Source organism: Nocardia carnea (assembly GCF_029869215.1).
Lineage (GTDB): Bacteria > Actinomycetota > Actinomycetes > Mycobacteriales > Mycobacteriaceae > Nocardia > Nocardia carnea_B.
In genome coordinates this window covers 1-18936 of sequence record NZ_JARWPM010000452.1, presented here as the reverse complement: position 1 = coordinate 18936, position 18936 = coordinate 1, and the positions used below count along the sequence as shown (strand labels likewise).

17 protein-coding genes are annotated in these 18936 nt (G+C 69.1%); 14 read left to right on the top strand and 3 right to left on the bottom strand.

What is annotated here, in order from left to right; all coding sequences use genetic code 11:
* Both QH276_RS34535 and QH276_RS34530 read right to left on the bottom strand, forming a co-directional pair.
* Window positions 1-1043 (bottom strand): ATP-binding cassette domain-containing protein (locus tag QH276_RS34535; RefSeq protein WP_280407031.1); only part of this gene is annotated, 1043 nt, incomplete at its 3' end.
* Between the two features lie 274 nt (window positions 1044-1317).
* A complete protein-coding gene (locus tag QH276_RS34530; RefSeq protein ID WP_280399002.1) occupies window positions 1318-2238 on the bottom strand; it encodes an NmrA/HSCARG family protein in 921 nt (306 codons plus the stop codon).
* A 104-nt stretch (window positions 2239-2342) separates the two neighbouring features.
* On the opposite strand from QH276_RS34530, the gene QH276_RS34525 reads away from it, so the two are divergent.
* The 12 genes from QH276_RS34525 (at window position 2343) to QH276_RS34470 (ending at window position 15190) form a co-directional block, all read left to right on the top strand.
* The gene (locus QH276_RS34525; protein WP_280399001.1) at window positions 2343-2909 is read left to right on the top strand and encodes a TetR/AcrR family transcriptional regulator; all 567 of its coding nucleotides are present in this window, start codon (window positions 2343-2345) and stop codon (window positions 2907-2909) included.
* Window positions 2910-3118: 209 nt separating this feature from the next.
* On the top strand, window positions 3119-4366 hold the full coding sequence (locus tag QH276_RS34520) for an MFS transporter (RefSeq protein ID WP_280399006.1): 1248 nt from the start codon (window positions 3119-3121) through the stop codon (window positions 4364-4366).
* Complete coding sequence (locus QH276_RS34515; protein ID WP_280407030.1) at window positions 4363-5718, top strand: LLM class flavin-dependent oxidoreductase; 1356 nt, start codon at window positions 4363-4365, stop codon at window positions 5716-5718. The genes QH276_RS34520 and QH276_RS34515 overlap by 4 nt, the downstream gene beginning before the upstream one ends.
* Before the next feature lie 217 nt (window positions 5719-5935).
* Window positions 5936-7270 (top strand): DUF2252 domain-containing protein, encoded by a 1335-nt coding sequence (locus QH276_RS34510; protein ID WP_280398999.1) that lies wholly within the window; start codon window positions 5936-5938, stop codon window positions 7268-7270.
* A 92-nt stretch (window positions 7271-7362) separates the two neighbouring features.
* Window positions 7363-8046: a TetR/AcrR family transcriptional regulator gene (locus QH276_RS34505; protein ID WP_280398998.1), complete on the top strand. Its 684-nt coding sequence runs from the start codon at window positions 7363-7365 to the stop codon at window positions 8044-8046.
* Between the two features lie 116 nt (window positions 8047-8162).
* Window positions 8163-9365: an ABC transporter substrate-binding protein gene (locus QH276_RS34500; protein ID WP_280398997.1), complete on the top strand. Its 1203-nt coding sequence runs from the start codon at window positions 8163-8165 to the stop codon at window positions 9363-9365.
* Window positions 9362-10237, top strand: a complete 876-nt coding sequence (locus QH276_RS34495; RefSeq protein ID WP_280398996.1) for a branched-chain amino acid ABC transporter permease — start codon at window positions 9362-9364, stop codon at window positions 10235-10237. The genes QH276_RS34500 and QH276_RS34495 overlap by 4 nt, the downstream gene beginning before the upstream one ends.
* Window positions 10237-11247, top strand: a complete 1011-nt coding sequence (locus QH276_RS34490; protein ID WP_280398995.1) for a branched-chain amino acid ABC transporter permease — start codon at window positions 10237-10239, stop codon at window positions 11245-11247. Before QH276_RS34495 ends, QH276_RS34490 begins: the two co-directional genes overlap by 1 nt.
* A 5-nt stretch (window positions 11248-11252) precedes the next feature.
* A complete protein-coding gene (locus QH276_RS34485) occupies window positions 11253-12035 on the top strand; it encodes an ABC transporter ATP-binding protein (RefSeq protein ID WP_280398994.1) in 783 nt (260 codons plus the stop codon).
* Window positions 12032-12733 (top strand): ABC transporter ATP-binding protein, encoded by a 702-nt coding sequence (locus QH276_RS34480; protein ID WP_280398993.1) that lies wholly within the window; start codon window positions 12032-12034, stop codon window positions 12731-12733. The genes QH276_RS34485 and QH276_RS34480 overlap by 4 nt, the downstream gene beginning before the upstream one ends.
* The gene (locus QH276_RS34475) at window positions 12733-14367 is read left to right on the top strand and encodes a class I adenylate-forming enzyme family protein (RefSeq protein ID WP_280398992.1); all 1635 of its coding nucleotides are present in this window, start codon (window positions 12733-12735) and stop codon (window positions 14365-14367) included. The genes QH276_RS34480 and QH276_RS34475 overlap by 1 nt, the downstream gene beginning before the upstream one ends.
* Window positions 14339-15190, top strand: a complete 852-nt coding sequence (locus tag QH276_RS34470; RefSeq protein ID WP_280398991.1) for a mycofactocin-coupled SDR family oxidoreductase — start codon at window positions 14339-14341, stop codon at window positions 15188-15190. The genes QH276_RS34475 and QH276_RS34470 overlap by 29 nt, the downstream gene beginning before the upstream one ends.
* Before the next feature lie 19 nt (window positions 15191-15209).
* Here QH276_RS34470 and QH276_RS34465 read toward each other — a convergent pair whose 3' ends face one another.
* Window positions 15210-16250 (bottom strand): NAD(P)-dependent alcohol dehydrogenase, encoded by a 1041-nt coding sequence (locus QH276_RS34465; protein ID WP_280398990.1) that lies wholly within the window; start codon window positions 16248-16250, stop codon window positions 15210-15212.
* Between the two features lie 90 nt (window positions 16251-16340).
* Here QH276_RS34465 and QH276_RS34460 point away from each other — a divergent pair, with 90 nt between their 5' ends.
* Entirely contained in the window at window positions 16341-16928 is a 588-nt protein-coding gene (locus tag QH276_RS34460) for a TetR family transcriptional regulator (protein WP_280398989.1), read from the top strand.
* A 106-nt stretch (window positions 16929-17034) separates the two neighbouring features.
* Window positions 17035-18582, top strand: coding sequence for a PucR family transcriptional regulator (locus QH276_RS34455; RefSeq protein WP_280398988.1), 1548 nt, complete (start codon window positions 17035-17037; stop codon window positions 18580-18582).
* The last annotated feature ends 354 nt before the right edge of the window (window positions 18583-18936 follow it).

Below are 18936 nucleotides of genomic sequence, written 5' to 3'. Positions count from 1 at the left end.
GCAAACTGCCGCTGGCCGTGTTCGCCGCCGGGCCGTTCCGGGCGCGGGGGGGGGGGGAACGCGCCCCCCCCCCCCGGCCGCAACCCCACGGGCGGCGCGGCCCCGCGCCGCGCCCGGCGGGGGGGCCGCCCCCCGCCCCCCCGCGCCCGGAACGGCCCGGCGGCGAACACGGCCAGCGGCAGTTTGCGCGGAATCGCCTCCAGCCGTGTCACATTCGATTCCGCCAGCCGGCGACTGCGGGCCAGTTCCTCCTTCCAGCGCTGATGTTCCTCGGCCATCCGGCGCCGTTGCGCCGCCTTGGCGCGCAGATAACCGTCGTATCCGTCACCGAACCGGGCGATCCGCCCGTCGGCGACCTCGAGCACGACATCGGTGATCCGCTCCAGGAACACCCGGTCGTGGGTGACCGCTACGACGGTCCCGCGGTAGCCGCGCAGATACCTCTCCAGCCACGCCACCGCGGCATCGTCGAGATCGTTGGTGGGTTCGTCGAGCAGGAGCAGTTCCGGCGCCGCCGCCAGCGTGGCCGCCAGGACGAGTCTGGACCGCTCCCCACCGGAGAGCGTCCCGAGCAGGCGGTCACGCGCTAGCCCCGGCAGCCCGAGCCCGGCCAGGGCGATATCGACGCGACGATCGGCCTGATAACCGCCCCGGGTCTCGAACTGCGCCAGCAGTTGCCCGTACCGGTCCAGCGCCTCGCCGGTATCCAATTCGCTTTCTGCAGCGCGTAACCGCGACTCCAGCTCGCGGATATCGGCCAGCGCCAGATCGATCGCGTCGGCGACGGTCGCGGTGCCCGGCAGTTCCAGCGTCTGCGGAACGTAGCCGATCCCGCCGGGCGCCACGACCACGACCGCACCGTTGTCGGGCCGTTCCCGCCCGGCGAGCAACCGCAGCACCGTGGACTTCCCCGACCCGTTGTCACCGACGACACCGACGGTTTCGCCGGGCCGGATCGACAGCGAAACCCGGTCCAGAACGGTGCGGTCACCGTAGCGTTTCGTGGTTTCGGAGAGGGTGAGTTGAGCAGCAGCAGTAGGCATGAAAGTCCTCCTGTTCCCGGCCGAAGGCCGTGATCACGGGAACCCACACGCCGACATACCGGTACGAACCGGAGGACGTGGTGGGAAGGGAACGCGGGGCACGCTCACCGGAGGAGCGGCGCTCGACGCGTCGGCTGTGATTACAGGAAGAACAACAAAGTACCCATGAGAACGACGACACTATCCGCGGAGAAGCGGGCCGTCAACCCGTATGCCGCGGAGCCGGTACCGGATCGCCGTCCCACCGGTCTCTGCCCGTGCCGCCCGGCGTGGTCTACGAACTCCGCATGTGCTCCCGCGCCCAGGCCTCGAAGCTGGTGAGCGGAATTCCCAGAGCCCGCGCGTATTCCGGGCGAGCCGGTTGTCCTTCCACGTTCATGAAGGCGTGGGTGGCACCCATCGCCGGCATACCGGCCGCCAGCGCCTGCTCCTCCGTCATATCCGGCGGGGTCAGCGGCACACCGAGCGCAGACGAGAGCACCGCGGCTATTTCGGCCATCGACAGATAGTCGCTCGCCAATTCCAGTTCCACCCGGTCGAATCGCTCCGGTTCGGTGATGGCAGCGGTCGCCGCCCGGCCGATATCGGCCACCGCCACCAGCGACAACCGCGTTTCCGGTTTCAGGACGCTCACCAGGCCACCCGCGATTCCCCGGGGGAACAGGAAAGCCATGCCGGGAAGGAAATTCTCCATGAAAAAGCCCGGCTTCAGTATCGTCCAGCGGTCGAACCCGGCCGCCCGCACCCGCTCCTCGACGGCGAACTTGGTGTTCAGCGATGGCGCCACCGAGGCCCAGCGGCCTTCGGCGAAACCGGGGATACGGGTGTGCCCGCCCGCACCGGACACCGACGTATGGACGAACTGGACAACGCCGGCCGCCCGGGCACCGTCGAGCAGGTTCACCGCCTGATCGAATTCCGCGGCGAAATCGAAACCGGTCGCCGTCAGCGGGGCCTGCTGGATGGAGAAAACCGTACGGGCACCCGTCGCGGCCCGCACCAGCGAATCCGGATCACGCAGGTCGCCCACCACCAGTTCGGCGCCCAGCGCGGCTACCGCCCGGGCCGGTCCGGCGTCCGGATCGCGGACCAGAGCGCGAACGGGAACCCCCGCGGCGAGCAGGGCACGGGCGGTGGCACCGCCTTGTCTACCGGTGGCGCCGGTGACCAGGACGGGCGCGGACTGTGTGGCCATGATTTCTCCTCCAATGTTGCCGACAGCTAAATGGCGGGGCCCGCCGTTTAACTTCCGCTAAGATACGGCGGACCCCGCCACTTAGCAAGACCGAGAGGAATGCGATGCCGGATCAGCAGCGCGCCGACGCGCGGCGCAACTACGCCCGCATACTCGCGGTGGCCGAGGCGGAGGTCGCCTCCCACGGGGCCGCGGCCTCGCTCGAGCAGATCGCGCGCACCGCCGGAGTCGGGTCGGCCACGGTGCGCCGGCACTTTCCCACGCGCCGCGCACTCCTCGAGGCCGTATCCAAGGAACGAGTCGAGGCACTACGCGAGCGCGCGCACGAACTGTCCGGCGCCGGCGACAGCCGTGCGGCCCTGCTGGAATGGCTCGGCGATGTCGTCACCTACTGCGTCACGGCCCGAGGGCTGGCGGCCGCGCTGTCCTACGATGACGACACCACCGAATCGGTGTACGAGAACTCTTGCGCGGCAACCATTCACGAAGCAGGCGAACCACTCCTGCGCCGTGCGGCCGGCGATGGCGCGGTCGCACCGGACGTCACCGTCGCCGATCTGATCACCCTCATCGTCGGCATCGCCCTGGCCACCGAAACCCTGCCCGATCCCGGGCCCCGGGCGCACCACCTGTTCCGCCTCGCCACAGCCGGACTGAGCCCGCGCGACTGAGCAACCCGGTGCCGATTCGACACCGCGCACGCCCCACCCGATAGCCACGTAGCCGGCCCGCGCAGGGCTGCGGGTTGCGATCACGGCGAGAAGAAGCCTGTCACCGGGAACGGCCCGGCGCTAGGTTCTCGCCGGTGAGTACCGTGATCAGTCGTCCGGAAGACCGGCCCGCCGCGCGGCCGACGCCGCGGACCGTGGCATTCGGGAGCATGATCGGCACCACCATCGAGTGGTACGACTTCTACCTCTACGCGACCGCCGCCGCGCTGGTGTTCAAACCCTTGTTCTTCCCGAATGTTTCGTCCACCGCGGGCACGCTCGCCACGTTCGCCACCTACGCCGCCGGATTCGGCGCCCGGCCGGTGGGCGCGATCATCTCCGGGCATCTCGGCGACCGTATCGGCCGGAAAACCGTGCTGGTGGGCGCGTTGCTGCTGATGGGCGCCACCACCACCGCCATCGGATTGCTGCCCACCTACGCGCAGGTCGGACTGATCGCGCCCGCGCTGCTGGCGACGCTGCGCCTGCTGCAAGGCCTGGCGGTCGGCGCGGAATGGGGCGGTGCGGCGCTGCTGTCGGTCGAACACGCGCCGCGCGGGCAGCGTGGCTGGTACGGCAGCTTCACGCAGCTCGGGTCGCCGGCCGGGATGCTGCTGGCGACGGGTGTCTTCTATCTCGTACGCTCGGTATCCGGCGAACAGGCGTTCCTCGACGGGATGTGGCGGATCCCGTTCCTGCTCAGCGTGGTGCTGGTGGTGATCGGGCTGGCGATCCGGTTGCGACTGACCGATGCCCAGATCTTCGACCGGCTCCGTGAACGCGACGAGGTGGCGCGTCTCCCGGTCGTCGAGGTGCTGCGCACCCAGCCGCGGAACGTGCTGCTGACCACCGGTTTACGGCTGTCGCAGATAGGCCTGTTCGTACTGCTGACCACCTATTCGCTCACCTACATCCAGGACGAATTCGGCACGGACAGCCAGGTGGGCCTGGTGGCCGTACTGATCGCCTCCGCGCTCGGGCTGATCAGTACCCCGCTGTGGTCGTGGCTGTCGGATCGGGTCGGCCGCCGGCCGCTGTATCTGTTCGGCGCGCTGGGCGGGCCGGTCGCGCTCGCGTTGTTCTTCCTGGCGGTACACAGCGGATCGGAGATCGCGATCGTCGCGGCGATCGTCGTCGGCGTGAATATCGCGCACGACGCGATGTACGGGCCGCAGGCCGCCTGGTTCGCCGAATTGTTCGAGACCCGGGTCCGGTACAGCGACACCTCGCTGGGCTACCACATCGGGGCGGTACTGTCCGGCGGCTTCGCGCCGCTCATCGCGGCCGCGCTGCTGGTCGCCGGCGGTGGGCAGCCGTGGCTGATCGTCGGGTACTTCGCCGGCCTGTCCGCGCTCACGACGTTCGCGGCGGTAGCGGCCCGGGAAACCTATCGCGACGATCTCGGGGAGGCCCGGTGAAACGCATATATCTCAACGCCTTCGATATGGCCTGCGCCGGCCACCAGTCACCCGGGCTGTGGAAACATCCCGCCGATCAGGGGCACCGGTACCGCGAACTCGGCTACTGGACCGGCCTGGCCCGGCTGCTCGAGGACGGCGGCTTCGACGCGTTGTTCCTGGCCGATGTACTCGGCGTCTACGACGTGTACGGCGGCTCCCGCGATGCCGCGGTCGCCGACGCCGCGCAGTTCCCGGTGAACGATCCGGCCCTGGCGGTCTCGGCGATGGCCGCGGTCACCGAACGGCTCGGATTCGGGGTCACCCTCTCGCTGACCTATGAACAGCCGTACGCGCTGGCCCGGCGGCTCACCACCCTCGACCATCTCACCGAGGGCCGGGTCGCCTGGAATATCGTCACGTCGTACCTGACCAGCGCCGCCCGAAATCTCGGTCTGGCGGACCAGATTCCGCACGACGAACGGTACGAGATCGCCGAGGAATACCTCGAGGTCTGCTACAAACTCTGGGAATCGTCCTGGGAAGACGATGCGGTACAACGCGACCCGGACCGCGGAATCTACACCGATCCGGCGAAGGTGCACGATATCGAGCACAAGGGCCGCTATTTCACGGTGCCGGGCCCGTTCCTGTGTGAACCGTCGCCGCAGCGCACGCCGACCCTGTTCCAGGCCGGGGCGTCGCCGCGCGGGGTCCGGTTCGCTGCCGCGCACGCGGAGGCGGTATTCGTCTCGGGACCCAACCCCGAGGTGGTGCGCCGCCCGGTGCGGGCGCTGCGTACCGCGGCGGCCGAACTCGGCCGCGATCCCCGTTCGATCAAGGTGTTCACCATGCTGACCCCGATCGTCGCCGAGACCCGGGAGCAAGCGCTGCACGATCTCCGGTCCTACCGGCGATTCGTGAGTCTCGACGGCGCGCTCGCCTTGTTCGGTGGGTGGACGGGAGTCGATCTGGCCGACGCCGATCCCAACCGGCCGCTGCGCCATATCGAAACCGACGCCAACCGCTCGGCGCTGACCTCCTTCACCGCCGATCCGACGCGCACCTGGACCCCGCGGGACCTGGCTACCGAACTCGGCATCGGTGGACGCGGCCCGGTGGTCGCCGGGGCGCCCGGCGAGGGGGCCGCCGAATTGGTACGCTGGGTGGAGGAGGCCGACGTCGACGGCTTCAATATCGCGTATGTGACGACACCGGGAACGTTCACCGATTTCGCCCGGCTCGTGGTGCCGGAGCTGCGCCGGCGCGGCCGGGTCCCGGAACAGACCACCCGCACCACCTTGCGCGAGCGGCTCGGCGGCGCGGGCCCGCGGCTGGCCGCGGATCACCCGGGCGCCGCATATCGGCGATAACCGCCCACGGGCACGGCCGGCGTACACACCGGCGGCGCGCGTCGCATCCGCGCGCAGGAACAGCCCCGGCGCCGCGTATGACAGGTCACCGCCGGCCGGGCGTGCCCGGGGATGTTCTGGCACGATCGAACCGGCCGTCTCCGCGCCCGCCCGGCGCCGCGACGGCACGGATTCCCGAGGAGAGGATCGAGCCGCAGCCGTGGGTACACAGGACGGGATGAGCGAGCGTAGTGCGCGCGACCGGAGGGCCGAGATCGTCGAGGTCTTCACCGAGGCCTTCGGGGAGATGATCGCCGCCGATCCAGGCGCGTTCCGCAAGAAATTCCGCAAGATGGCCGATAACCCGTTCGCCTTTTATCGGGGGTCGGCCTGCTTGTTCTACAACGATATGGCCACCGCCGAGGACCGGTGGGCCGATGAGCGCACCGGCCGGATCTGGATCCAGGGTGATCTGCACGCGGAGAACTTCGGTACGTATATGGATTCGGCGGGCCAATTCGTCTTCGACGTCAATGATTTCGACGAGGCCTATCTCGGATCGTTCACCTGGGATATCAAACGGTTCTGCGCCAGCATCGCGCTGTTGGCCCGCCGTAAGGCGGTATCCGATACCGATATCGAGGCGTTGATCGCGACCTATGTGCGCTCGTACGTGAGGATGGTGCGCGCCTTCCACGAGGGCACCCGCGACGAACAGGGTTTCAAACTGCATCTGCGCAATACGGAGGGCCCGGTGCACGATGTCCTGCTCGATGCCCGGATGAACACGCGCACAGCGCTTTTGGCAAGCACCACGGTGATCGAGAACTACGAACGCCGATTCCGCCCGGGCAAGGAGGTCCGTCCCGTGGGCGACGAGGAACGCGACGCGGTCCTGGATGCGTTCACCCGGTATCTCGACACCATTCCGGAGCACAAGCGTTTCCGGAGCATCACCTACGGGGTCAAGGATGTCGTCGGCCGTAAGGGCTTCGGTATCGGGTCGGCGGGCCTGCCCGCCTACAACATTCTCGTGGAGGGGCAGACCGAGGCACTGGAGAACGACGTGATCCTGTCCATGAAACAGGGCAATGTGGCCGCGCCGAGCCGGATCGTGCGGGACGAACGAATCCGTACCTATTTCCACCACCACGGGCACCGCACCGCCGTCTCCCAGCGCGCGCTCCAGGCTCACGCCGATCCGTGGCTGGGCTACACCGAGCTCGACGGAGCGGGTTACGTGGTCTCCGAACTGTCCCCGTATGTGGACGATCTCGACTGGTCGGATCTGACCGAGCCGAAGGAGATGCAACCGGTGATCGAATACCTCGGCCAGGCCACCGCGGGGATGCATTGTGTCTCCGACGCCGATTCCGAACAGACGCTCGTCGAATTCCAGAGCGAGGAGGCGATCATCGCGGCCATCGGCTCCGCGGAGGAGGAATTCGCCCGCGATATGGTTTCCTTCGGCCAGTCCTACGCCCGTCGCACCCGCGAAGACCACGAACTCTTCGTCGACGCCTTCCGCAACGGCGAGATCCCCGGTTTGGAGAGGGCGGCACCGATCGCCTGACCGGCCGGCGCGGCGCCGGGATCGCCGTGGGTCGCGGCCCCGGCGTGCGTGGCCGCTCGACAGCCGCCGGTGCCGGCGGTAAGCATGGGCGGGTGGTGAACCGCCGAGACCAGATCAAACGCGTGGCCGCCGGCCTTTTCGTCGAGAACGGGGTGGCGGGGACCAGCGTCCGGGATATCGCCGAGGGCGTCGGGATGCTTTCCGGCAGCCTCTACCACCATTTCCCGTCCAAGGACGCGATCGCGTACGCGATACTGGACGATTTTCTCACCGATCTCAATGCCCGCTATCGCTCCGTCCTGCCGCATGTGTCCGGGATGCGCGAGGAACTGCGGGCGCTGGTGTATTCGTCGATCGAGATCGCCGAGGCGCATCCGTACGCCACCGAGATCTATCAGAACGAGCGGGCCTATCACGGCCCGGACGCGCCGGAGGCCATCGCGCGCGCAGTCCGGGAGGCGCATACCTTCTGGATCGACGCGGCGACGCGGGCGAGTGCGGGCGGGGAACTCCGCGCCGGGCTCGACCCGGTGGAATTCGCGCGGATGCTGCGCGAGGGGGTGTGGTGGTCGATCCGCTACCACCGGGAGCATCTGTCCGAGCGGCGCGACGAGGTGACCGACACCGTGGTGGCCGCCTTCGTCGACGGCGGTGCCGCGCCGGACGCCCGCGCGACAGGCCGGACGCCCGAGGACACGCGCCCGCTCACCGATCGGCTCGACCGTATCGAGCGTCAACTCGCAGCACTGACGAAATCCCTGGCCGGCGACGCCTGACCGGGTTTCGCGCCGGCTTGGCCGCGGCAACCCGTTGACAGATGCAGTGGCGCACGCCACACTCTCAAGCAATCGCTTGGTTTCACCCAAGCGTTTGCTTGATTGGTGGTGGTCTCATGAGACGTACCCGGGTCTTCGCCTGGGTGCTCGCCGCGGCACTGTTGCCGGCGGGCTGCGCCCAGGTTCGCGAACCGGTGGACGACTACATCGTCATCGGAATGGACGAGGATTCGACCGGACCGGGAGCGTCGTATTCGACGATCGCCGGAACCACCGTGCGCGCCACGGTGGACCGGCTCAATGCCGCGGGCGGGATCGGCGGTAAAGAGGTCCGGCTGGTGGTGGAGAACGACGAGAGCAGTCCCACCAATACGCCGTCCATCATCCGCAAACTGGTCGATCAGGGCGCCTCGGCGATAATCCTCGCGACGGGCAGTGGTTCGGCGCTACAGGCCAAACAGATATCGCGATCCACCGAGGTCGTCACCATCGCGCCCACGGCGCTGACCGATGCCGTCGCCGGGCCGCCCGGAAACGAATTCGCCTATATGGTTCCCAATCCGCTGGCCCAATACGCCGACGTCTACTGCGGCGCCTTCGCCGCGACGGGGAAGAAACGCCTGGGAGTGCTCGCCGATTCGAGTCCGGCGATCGCGGGAATTCTCGATACGCTCTATCCGAAACTTCGCGAGTGCATCGATATCGTCGGCACCCAGAAAGCCGCCGTCGATACCGCGGATCTCACCGCCGGAGTCAGCCGGCTGCTCGACAGCGACCCGGATGTGGTGCTGGTGGCGAGCGTCGGCGGCAATTTCGAAATTCTCGCGCAGAACACGGTGCACCGGCTGGCGCCGGGCCTGCAGCGCTTCTCCCTGGCATCGATCGGCAACCAGCCGCAGTCGTGGAAGGTCGCCGCGCCGGGTTCGCTCGACGGTCTCGTCTATATGGGCAGTCTCAGCGACGACAATCCCCGGACCGCGCAGTTGCAGGATTGGCTGCGCACGGTGAAGGGACCGGACTACGCACTCACCGCCTACGACGCACAGGCCTACGACTCGGTGATGCTGCTCGCGCGGGCGATCGAACTCGCCGGGACCCATACCGATCGGCACCGGCTCAACGCGGCCATGCAACAGGTCCGCGAGATTCCGGCGAGTTTCGGGCAGGCGCCGCTGACCCTGTCATTCGCGCCGGACGACCATATCGCCCCCGATTCCGCCTGCGGTCTGGTGCTGGTCGAGTTCGGCCCCGGCAACACACCGTCCGGCCCGTGGCCGGAATACCAGCCGGAGTGCACGCCGAAGGGGGCGGGTCGATGAGTGATCCGCAATTGTGGCTGGCCGCAATCGAAATCGGTTGTTTCTTCGCACTCGTGGCCCTGTCGATCTATCTGGTCGTGGTGGGCGCTTCGTTCTTCAACTTCGCCGCCGGACCCTACGCGATGGCCGCCGCGCTGCTCGCCGGTTACGCGTGCGCCCGGTGGGGCGTGCCGATTCTGCCGGCCGCGGCGCTCGGCATCGCACTGGCCGTGGCGGTATCGCTGGTCACCGAGCTCGTGGTGGTCCGGCCGGTGCAACGCCGCTCCGGCGGTGCCGAACTCCCCGCTCTGGTCGCGGTCACCGCGACCTTGTTCGCGATTCAGCAGCTGGCGGGCACGGTATTCGGCCGCACCCCGGTATCGGTGCCGACTCTGCTCGGTTTACCCGACTTCCACCTCGGCTCGGTGGGCGTGCAGGGGACGACGGCGACCATCATCCTGGTCACCGCGGTCGCGCTGGCGGCCACCGTGCTCTGGCTCCGCGCCACCGCCACCGGCCAGTTGCTCCGCGCGGTCGGGGACAACCACGAAGCGGCCCGGATGATCGGGGTGAACGTCAATCGGGTCCGGTTGTGGGCGTTCGGCCTGTCCGGCGCGGTCGCCGGGATCGCGGGGGTCGTTTTCGCCGCGAAATCCGGTGCCCAGTTCACCAGCGGATTGTCCTGGACGCTCACCGGATTCCTCGCGCTCGTCGTCGGCGGCACCGGTAAACCGTGGGCGCCGCTGATCGGCGGGCTCGCGCTCGGCTGGGTGCAGGTGTTCGGCAGTTTCTACTTCGGCGCGACCGGCAGTTCGATCGCCGTCTTCCTCGTCGCCCTCGTGTTCTTCGCGTTCCGGCCCGAAGGCCTGTTCCAACGAAAGGTGCGGGTGTAATGGCTGTTGTCACGACCACCGCGACCGCTCCCCCGGCCACCGCGACCACCGCGGCGCGGACCGCGCTCGGGGAACTGGGTATCTGTCTCGCCGTCCTCGCCGCGGTATTGCTCTGGATGGGTCCCAGCTTGTACCGGCAGGACCTGGTCTTCCTGGCCGCGACCTACGCGCTGGTGGCGCTGGGTATGTATTTGCCCTTCGTCCTGGCCGGTTCGCTGTCCATGGCCTACAGCGCGTATGCGGCCATCGGCGCGTACGCGGTGGCGTACCTGTCGGTGAAACAAGGACTTTCGCCCTGGTGGGGCTGGCTCGCCGGTATGGTGATCGCGGCCGTGGTGGCCCTCGTGCTCGCGGTGGCGACCAGGAAGCTCTCCGGTTTCTACCTCGCCGCCGTGACCTTGCTGTTCGCGATCGCCTTCGAGCACTGGCTCGGCGACGCCACCTCGATCACCGGGGGCTCCTCCGGAATCGCGAATATTCCGGTGCCGTCGCTGTTCGGCTGGGCCCCGCCGCGCTACGCCCAGGTGGTGGCCGCAATCGTCTTCGTCTGCGCGGTCGCGGTGCTGATCGACCGGCTGCGCCGGTCGGCGTGGGGTCTGACGCTGTCCGCCGCCCGGGAGAACGCCCCGGCGGTGCGGTCCGCCGGGATCTCGCCGGCTCATCTCACCGTGGTGGCCCTGGCGGTCGGCGCCGCGATCGCCGCCACCGGTGGTGCGCTGTTCACGGTGTCGGTGCAGGCGGTGACGCCGGAGACGTTCGGTCTGGACCTGGTGTTCCTCGCGATCTTCATGCCGATCATCGGGGGCCGCGGCTCGGCGTGGGGCGCACCGCTCGGCGCGCTGATCGTCGTCGCGGTCACCCTGAACATGCCCGGATATCAGGGCTCGGGCGAGCTGCTGCTGGCCGTGGTCGTCCTGGTGATCCTGTTGCTGGCCCCCGGCGGGGTGATCGGGTGGGCACACCGGCTGCTGCAGCGGTTCGTACCGGCGCGGAACCAGGACGGGAGGTGATCACGATGGCGACCACAGCTCTGCTGTCCGTCACCGGGCTGACCAAACGCTACGGCGGCGTCACCGCGGTCGACGACGTGAGTTTCGAGCTACCCGCCGGCCGCGTCCTCGGCCTGGTCGGGCCGAACGGCGCGGGGAAAACCACGTTGGTCGACTGCATCGTCGGCACGCAAACCCCGGACGCGGGAACGGTGCACGTAGACGGCCGGCCGCTCCCGGACGGACCTGCGGCGCGGGCGCGGGCGGGCCTGGCCCGCACCTTCCAGCACCCGCAGCTGGCGCTGGAACTGACCCCCGTCGAGAACATCGTGCCCGGTATCGCCGGCCGGTCGATCGGGTCCTACGGCGCCTCCCTGCGCGCGCTGGTGCGTGGACTCGCGGGCACGCCCCATGCGGTACTCGCGCGGGCCACGACGCTGGCCGCGGAGTACGGGGTCACCACCGGGCGCATCCCGACCGGCAGCCTCGGCCTCGGCTCCCAGCGGCTGGTCGAAATCGCCCGCGCCATGGCCGCCGAACCCCGGGTGCTGTTGTTGGACGAGCCGTTCGCCGGGTCCGATACCGAAGGCATCGCGGCGATCTCGCACACGGTACGCCAGGTGCGCGCGGCGGGACATTCGGTGGTCCTGGTGGACCACAATGTCGATCTGATCGCCGAACTCGCCGATTCGGTGGTGCTGCTGGCCGACGGCGCGGTGGCGTTCACCGGTACACCACAGGAATGTATGCGCAGCGCGGAAATGCAATCCGTGTACTTCGGCGTCTCTACCTCGAAGGAATCCGAATGATCGGCGTGCACGGACTCACGGTGCGGTACGGGAAGGCCGTCGCGGTCCGCGAGGTGGCGTTGGATGCCCGGGCCGGGGCGGTCACGGCGGTGGTCGGGCCGAACGGCGCCGGGAAGTCGAGCCTGCTGTCCGCGGTGTTCGGGAGCACGCCGGCGACCGGGACCGTCACCGTCGGCGGCACCCATCTGGAGGGCACTACCGCCCAGCAGCGGTTGCGCGCCGGCGTCGCGTTCGTGCCGCAGGGACGGCAGCTGTTCCCACGGCTGACCGTGCGGGAGAACCTGGAGATCGGGGCTCGGTTGCTCGGTGTCCGCAACGATGTCCTGGGTCCGGCGTTCGACCGCTTCCCGATCCTGCGGACGCGCTCGAAACAATTGGCCGGCGTACTGTCCGGCGGCGAACAGCAGATGCTGCTGCTCGCCCGCGCCCTCCTGGTGACACCGCGTGTGCTGCTGCTGGACGAGATGACCACCGGGCTCTCCCCCAAAATCGCCGGTGAGCTGCTCGATCATGTTCGCGCGCTGGCGGATTCCGGAGTCACGGTACTCGTCGCCGAACCGGCGTTGTACCGGGTGGCCCGGATCGTCGACCGCGGGTACGTCATGGTCCGGGGAGCGCTCTCGGAGCCGGCGAACAGCGCCGGCGAACTCGACACCGCCTACCGAGCGTCCATGGGAATGCTCGAGGAAGCACTCTGATGCCACATATCGCCCGCACCGAGATCGCCGCAGCCCCTGGATTCACAACGAACCCCGGGGCATACGCCGGCTACTCCGTCAGCGATCTCGTCCGCCATTGGGGCAGCGTCCGCCCGGACGAACCCGCCTACATCACCCCGGAGGGGCCCACCACCTGGGCCGCCTACGATAGCCTCGCCGACCGGGTGTGCGCGGCACTGCTGTCCCTGGGCGATATTCCCGCGGTCACGGTGTATCTGCCCGACACCGCGGAGTTCCACGCCACGCTCGTCGGTGCCTACCGGGCCGGGATCCTCGCCGTCGCGGTCGGGGCCCGCTCGGGGCCGGCGGAACTGGCTCATCTGATGACGGCCTCGGGATCCACGGTGCTCGTCACCACGGCCGAGAACCGGGGCGTGCCGGTTACGGAGTTGGTGCGGGAACTACGGTCACGCGATACCGCACCCGCGCATGTGGTGCTCGTCGACGGAACGCGGGTGACCCTCGACGGCGCCGCCGCCCCGGCCGCCGGCCGCCCACCGGTCCGGGAATTCTCGGTCGACGATATCTGCCTGCTCAACAGCACCTCCGGCACCACCGGGCGGCCCAAGCTCGTCATGCAGACCCAGCGCCGGTGGAACACTTTCGCCGCCATCGCCTGCCGGAACGCGGAAATGAGCGCCGCGGAGGTCCTCGCCGCGTTCGTGCCCGCCCCGTTCGGGTTCGGGCTGTGGACCTCACATTTCCTGCCCGCTCTGCTCGGCCGGCCGGCACTGGTGCTGAGCCGGTTCGACCCGGCCGCCGCGATCGATCTGATGGCCGGGCACCGGGCCACGATCCTCGCCTGCGTGAGTACCCAGTTCCGGATGATGTTGCAGGCGCCGGGTCGCGATCTCGCCCGCGCGCGCACGCTACGGGTGATGTTCACCGGCGGGGAGGCCGTACCCCGTGCCGAGGCCGAACGTTTCGAAGAGACCACGGGGGCGCTGGTCCTGCAGTTCTACGGGTCCAACGAAACCGGTGCGGCCAGCGCGACCACCGTACGCGACGACGAGGAGACCCGGCTCGGCACCGGCGGGCGTCTCCTCCCGGAAATGAACGTCCGCATCCTCGACGACGGAACCGAAGCGGGCAGGCCGGGTATCCGGCGGGGACAGCCCGCGGTACGCGGACCGCTCGCCTCTCCCGGCTACTGGAACGACGCGGCCGCGAACGCCGAGCTGTTCACCGACGACGGCTGGATCCGGCTCGGCGATATCGTCGAAGTCGACGACACCGACCGGCTCCGGGTGGTCGGCCGGCTGGCCGATCTCATCATCCGCGGCGGGAAGAACATCTCCGCGCTCGAAGTGGAGGATTACATCCGCGAACATCCCGCGGTCGAAATGGTCGCGGCCGTCGGGGTGCCCGATCCGTTGTTCGGTGAGCGGCTCTGCGCGGCCGTCACCCTGGCACCCGGCGCCGGGCCACTGACCTTGGCGGATCTGACCTCCTGGCTCCGCGAACAAGGAATCACCCGCGAGTACCTGCCGGAGCGACTGCGGATACTCGAGCGGATGCCCGTGGCGCCGGGCGGGAAGATCGCCAAGGCGCAGGTCAAACAGATTATCGAAAGGAGCGCCGACAATGCGGGCCCAGAGCCGTTCCGAGGGTGATCTCACCGGCCGCACCGCGCTGGTCACGGGCGCGGCGCGGGGCCAGGGCCGCGCGGTGGCCCGGGCGCTCGCCCGCCGCGGCGCCACCGTCCGGCTCACCGACCTGTGCGCGCCCGGTGATACCGCGCCCTATCCGCTGGCGACCGGCGACGACCTCGCCGAAACGGCCCGGTCGATCGAGCGCGACGGCGGACGCTGCCATGCCGCCGTCCTCGATGTGCGGGATCCGGCCGCCGTCACTGCCTTCGCCGATTCTGTCGCCGATGAAGCCGGTGGTATCGATATTCTCGTGACGTGTGCGGGAATCGTCGGATTCGCGCCGGTCACCGAACTCTCCGACGCCATGTGGTCGGATATGCTCGCCACCAACCTCTCCGGAACATTCCACTGTGTGCGGGCCGTACTCCCGCATATGACCGGCGACTGGGGCAGGATCGTCGCCATCTCCTCGATGAGCGGCCGGCAGGGCACCCCGAATCTCGCCCATTATTCGGCGTCGAAATGGGGCGTTATCGGGCTGGTCAAATCCGTCGCCCTGGAATACGCGGACACCGGTATCACCGCGAATATCGTATGCCCCACCAATGTGGACACCCCGATGCTGCACAACCCAGCCATGTACTCCCTGTTCGCCCCCGATCTCGACAATCCCACCCGGGAAGAGGTCGAGCCCCGGTACGCCCGGATGAGCCCGATGCGGATCCCGTGGTGCCCGGCGGAGGCCGTCGCCGACGCGGTCGATCATCTCGTCGGCGAATCCGGGCGCTATATCACCGGATCGGTGCTCGATGTGGGACTCGGCGGGGCCGCCCGGATGCCGTGAGCACCGGCGACGTCGCCGTTCAGTCCAGGTCGGACAGGTCGAGCACGAAACGGTAGCGGACGTCGTTACGTTCGAGTCGCTCGAATGCTTCGTTCACCCGCGCCGACGGCACGATGTCGACATCCGCCGTAATCCCCCGGCGGGCACAGAAGTCCAGTAACTCGGCCGTCGCGGGGCGCCCACCGCTCCCGGCCGAGCCGAGTTTCTTGCGGCCGATGAGCAAGTCGGTGGTCTGCACGGTGACCGGGCCCAGGTACCCGACCTGGCTGAGAGTGCCGTCCAAGGCCACCAGTTTCAGATATGGCCCCAGATCGTGCGGCACCGAAATCGTATCGATGACGACATCGAAGCGGTCCCTCGCCGCGTCCATCGCGGCGGTATCGGCGGAGACCAGGAACTCGTGCGCGCCCAGCCGGCGCGCGTCGGCGGCTTTGTCCCCGGATCTGCTGACCACCGCGGTGCGGGCCCCCAGCGCGACCGAGAATTTGACCGCCAGATGCCCCAGACCACCCAGCCCGACCACCGCCACCCGGGAATCCGGGCCGACCCCGAGCGCCCGCAACGGCTCCCAGACGGTGATCCCGGCGCACAGCAGGGGCGCCGCACCAGCGGGATCGAGGCCTTCGGGGAGGCGGTAGGCGAAGCGGTCACGGACGATGTATTCGCGGGCATACGCCCCCGAGGTGGCCGACCCGTCGCGCCGGTCGGTGCCGCCGTAGGTCAGCGTGGGGAATTCGTGGCAGAAGTTCTCCTGTCCGGCGCGGCACATGGCGCAGCCACCACAGGAGTCGACGATATTGCCGACCGCTACCACATCGCCGACCGCGAATCCGGCCGTCTGTCCACCGACTTCCGTTATCACACCGGTGAATTCGTGCCCCGGCACCAGCATCGGATCCCGCGACCCGCGGTGACCGCGCACGGCATGGAGATCGCTGTGGCAGACGCCGCAGTAGTCCACGCGCACCGCGAGATCGTCCGGGCGCAGGTCGCGCCGCGGGATCGTCGCCCGCCGTAGAGTCGCGGTGCCGTCGGCACACCATCCGGTCGTAGTTCGCACACCAGCTCCTTAAACAGACTGTTCTGTCTATCGAGCATAGCCCGGATCATCCGATCGGGAAACAGACTGTTCTGTTGTAAATTGGCTGTCATGACAGATCGGCCGCTCACCGCCCGCGGCGCCGCCACCCGCGAGCGCATACTCGACGCGGCGACCCGCGAGTTCGCCGCGCACGGGATCGCCGGCGCCCGGATAGAGCGCATCGTGGCGGAAGCACACACGAACAAGGCCCAGCTCTACGGCTATTTCGGCAGTAAGGAAGGCCTGTTCGACGCCATCTTCACCGGTTCGCTGGAGCGGATCGTGAACGTCGTGCCCATCGATGCGGCCGATCTCGCCGACTGGGCCGTGCGGCTGTACGACGAATACCTCCGCCGCCCCGACCTCATCCGGCTGGCCACCTGGGCGCGCCTCGAGCGCCGCCCCACCGGCCACCTCGTCGACGACGCCGACCGGCTCGACGACCACAAACTGCGCGCTATCGCCGACGCACAGGCCGCGGGCACCGTCCGCCCCGGTGACCCCTTCGATGTGATGGCCTTGGTGATCTCGATGTCCATGGCCTGGTCGCCGGTCAGCAACGTCTACGCCGCCACCGATACCGAACCGCCGGAGGCACACGACCGGCGGCGCGCCCTGCTCCGCGAAACCGTCCGGCGCGCCGTGATGACGGCCTGACCGCACCGCGTGCTCACCGGCGCGCGCCCGGACCGGCTCCGCCGCGAGCCGGGGCGGCCCCGGGGTGGCGGCTACGGTGGCGGGACCAGGTGGACAGGAGTCGTTCATGGTGCGTTTGGATCATCTCGTCAATGTGCTCGGCGGATACGGCGTGCGCCTGCGCAGTTGCCCCGTCTCGCGGGCGACCATGATCCGCAGCGTCGCCATGCACGACGCGACCGGGTCGGACCCGGCGCCCGGCGATATCTTCCTCGCCGTCGGCGCGGGCTCGGTGAGTGCCGCGGTACTCGGGGCACGGGCGGCGAAGGCCGTCGCCGTTTTGGTGCGCGGGGGTGCCGACGCCGAACGGGAGGCGGCCGCCATCGGGCCCGGCGGTGGGGTCGCGGTGCTGGTGGTGGATCCCGCCGTATCGTGGAGCCAGCTCGCGGGAGTGGTGTACGGGCTGGTGCTCGAGGGGCGGGAAACGGCATCCGGCCGCGGCCCCACGGACCTTTTCGCGCTGGCGGACAGCCTCGCGGACGCGGTCGGCGGGGCGGTCACCATCGAAGATCCGCTTTCGCGCGTGATGGCCCACTCCACCCTGCACGGCAGCGCCGACCGCGCACTGGCCGACACGGTACTGCACCGGCAGCAGCCCGCCGCGCTCCGTGAACTCCTCGAAGCGCGCGGTGTGCACGCACACCTGCTGAGGTCCGACGAACCACAGTTCGTCGCACCGGATGCCGCGACCGGGTTCGAGGGCCGGATGGTGGTCGCGGTGCGCGTGGGCCGGGAACTGCTCGGCTCGGTGTGGGTGGTCTGCACCGAACCACTGCCGGATACCCGGCTGGCCGCGCTGGCCGACGGTGCCCGGACGGTGGCCTTACACCTGTTGCGGTCGCGGGCCAGCGCGGATCTCGAACGCCAGGTGGAATCCGAACTGGTGATCCGGCTGCTGGAGGGCAGCCCGGATGCGGCGACCGTGGCCGGCCGGCTCGGGCTCGCCCCGGCACCGCTGCGGGTGGTCGCGGTGCGCGCGCAGATCGCGGCGGAACGCCACGCCGGGCTTCTGCTCGCCTTCGAGCAGGCCACCTTCGGATTCGGCTGGTCGCGCCCGGGCCGCAGCACACTGGCGGACAACACCGTCTACACGATCCTGCCCGCCGAACAGGTGCGCACCGCCCGCGACTGGGTGGCGGCGCTGCGGACCACGCTCCCCGCCCGGGTCGCCCTGTCGGCCGGGATCGGCGGTCCGGCCACGGCCACCGATCTGCCCGCCTCCCGGCAGGAGGCGGACGAATGCCTGGCGCTGCACGAACAGGGGCCGCCCGCGAGCGCCGCCCCCGCCTACGACGAATCCTGGGGCGAGATCCTGCTGCAACGGTTGCGCGCGGCCGCGCGGACCGGGCGGATCCCGGCCCGCGGACCCGTTGCCGAGCTGCGCCGATACGACACCGAGCATGCGACGGCATACGTCGCGACGCTGCGTGCGTGGCTCGACGCCCAGGGCGACCTCGCCGAAGCCGCCGGCCGGCTCGGCGTCCACCCGAACACCGTGCGCAATCGGCTGCGCAAGATGCGCGACATCGCCGTGCTCGAACTCGGCGATGCCCGCACCCGGCTGGCGATGACCATCGATCTCGCGGCCTTCGGCGAAGGCGGCCACCCGTTGTAGAAATCCTACAACCGACAGGCATGAAACTGTGCCGTACGGACATGCGCACCGGCGGTTGCCGAGTCATCATGGCTGAGACAGCGCATCGTTCGACGTGGAGGTGAGCATGGCGCGCGTAACGAGTCGGCTCGACCGCGAACGAGCAGCTCGCTGCCGGGTGGCGAACCCGGCACCCGGCTGAGCCCTCGGCCATTTCCCCATCCGTGGAGCCGGTGTCCGTAGAACCCGGCTCCACGGAGTTATGCACTGGAGGGGGGCCCCCCTCATACAAAACACCCCCCCAACGAACACCGACCCCAAAACGCAAAACACCAGGGGCGATGGGAAAGACAGGAGGCGCACTGGGGATGCACA

Excerpts from the sequence above, each read along its gene's own strand:
- QH276_RS34480 (WP_280398993.1), top strand. The coding sequence starts at position 12,032 with ATGATCGGCGTGCACGGACTCACGGTGCGGTACGGGAAGGCCGTCGCG.
- QH276_RS34500 (WP_280398997.1), top strand. The coding sequence starts at position 8,163 with ATGAGACGTACCCGGGTCTTCGCCTGGGTGCTCGCCGCGGCACTGTTG.
- QH276_RS34495 (WP_280398996.1), top strand. The coding sequence starts at position 9,362 with ATGAGTGATCCGCAATTGTGGCTGGCCGCAATCGAAATCGGTTGTTTC.
- QH276_RS34525 (WP_280399001.1), top strand. The coding sequence starts at position 2,343 with ATGCCGGATCAGCAGCGCGCCGACGCGCGGCGCAACTACGCCCGCATA.
- QH276_RS34520 (WP_280399006.1), top strand. The coding sequence starts at position 3,119 with ATGATCGGCACCACCATCGAGTGGTACGACTTCTACCTCTACGCGACC.
- QH276_RS34460 (WP_280398989.1), top strand. The coding sequence starts at position 16,341 with ATGACAGATCGGCCGCTCACCGCCCGCGGCGCCGCCACCCGCGAGCGC.
- QH276_RS34530 (WP_280399002.1), bottom strand. The coding sequence starts at position 2,238 with ATGGCCACACAGTCCGCGCCCGTCCTGGTCACCGGCGCCACCGGTAGA.
- QH276_RS34490 (WP_280398995.1), top strand. The coding sequence starts at position 10,237 with ATGGCTGTTGTCACGACCACCGCGACCGCTCCCCCGGCCACCGCGACC.
- QH276_RS34455 (WP_280398988.1), top strand. The coding sequence starts at position 17,035 with ATGGTGCGTTTGGATCATCTCGTCAATGTGCTCGGCGGATACGGCGTG.
- QH276_RS34475 (WP_280398992.1), top strand. The coding sequence starts at position 12,733 with ATGCCACATATCGCCCGCACCGAGATCGCCGCAGCCCCTGGATTCACA.
- QH276_RS34485 (WP_280398994.1), top strand. The coding sequence starts at position 11,253 with ATGGCGACCACAGCTCTGCTGTCCGTCACCGGGCTGACCAAACGCTAC.
- QH276_RS34510 (WP_280398999.1), top strand. The coding sequence starts at position 5,936 with ATGAGCGAGCGTAGTGCGCGCGACCGGAGGGCCGAGATCGTCGAGGTC.
- QH276_RS34470 (WP_280398991.1), top strand. The coding sequence starts at position 14,339 with ATGCGGGCCCAGAGCCGTTCCGAGGGTGATCTCACCGGCCGCACCGCG.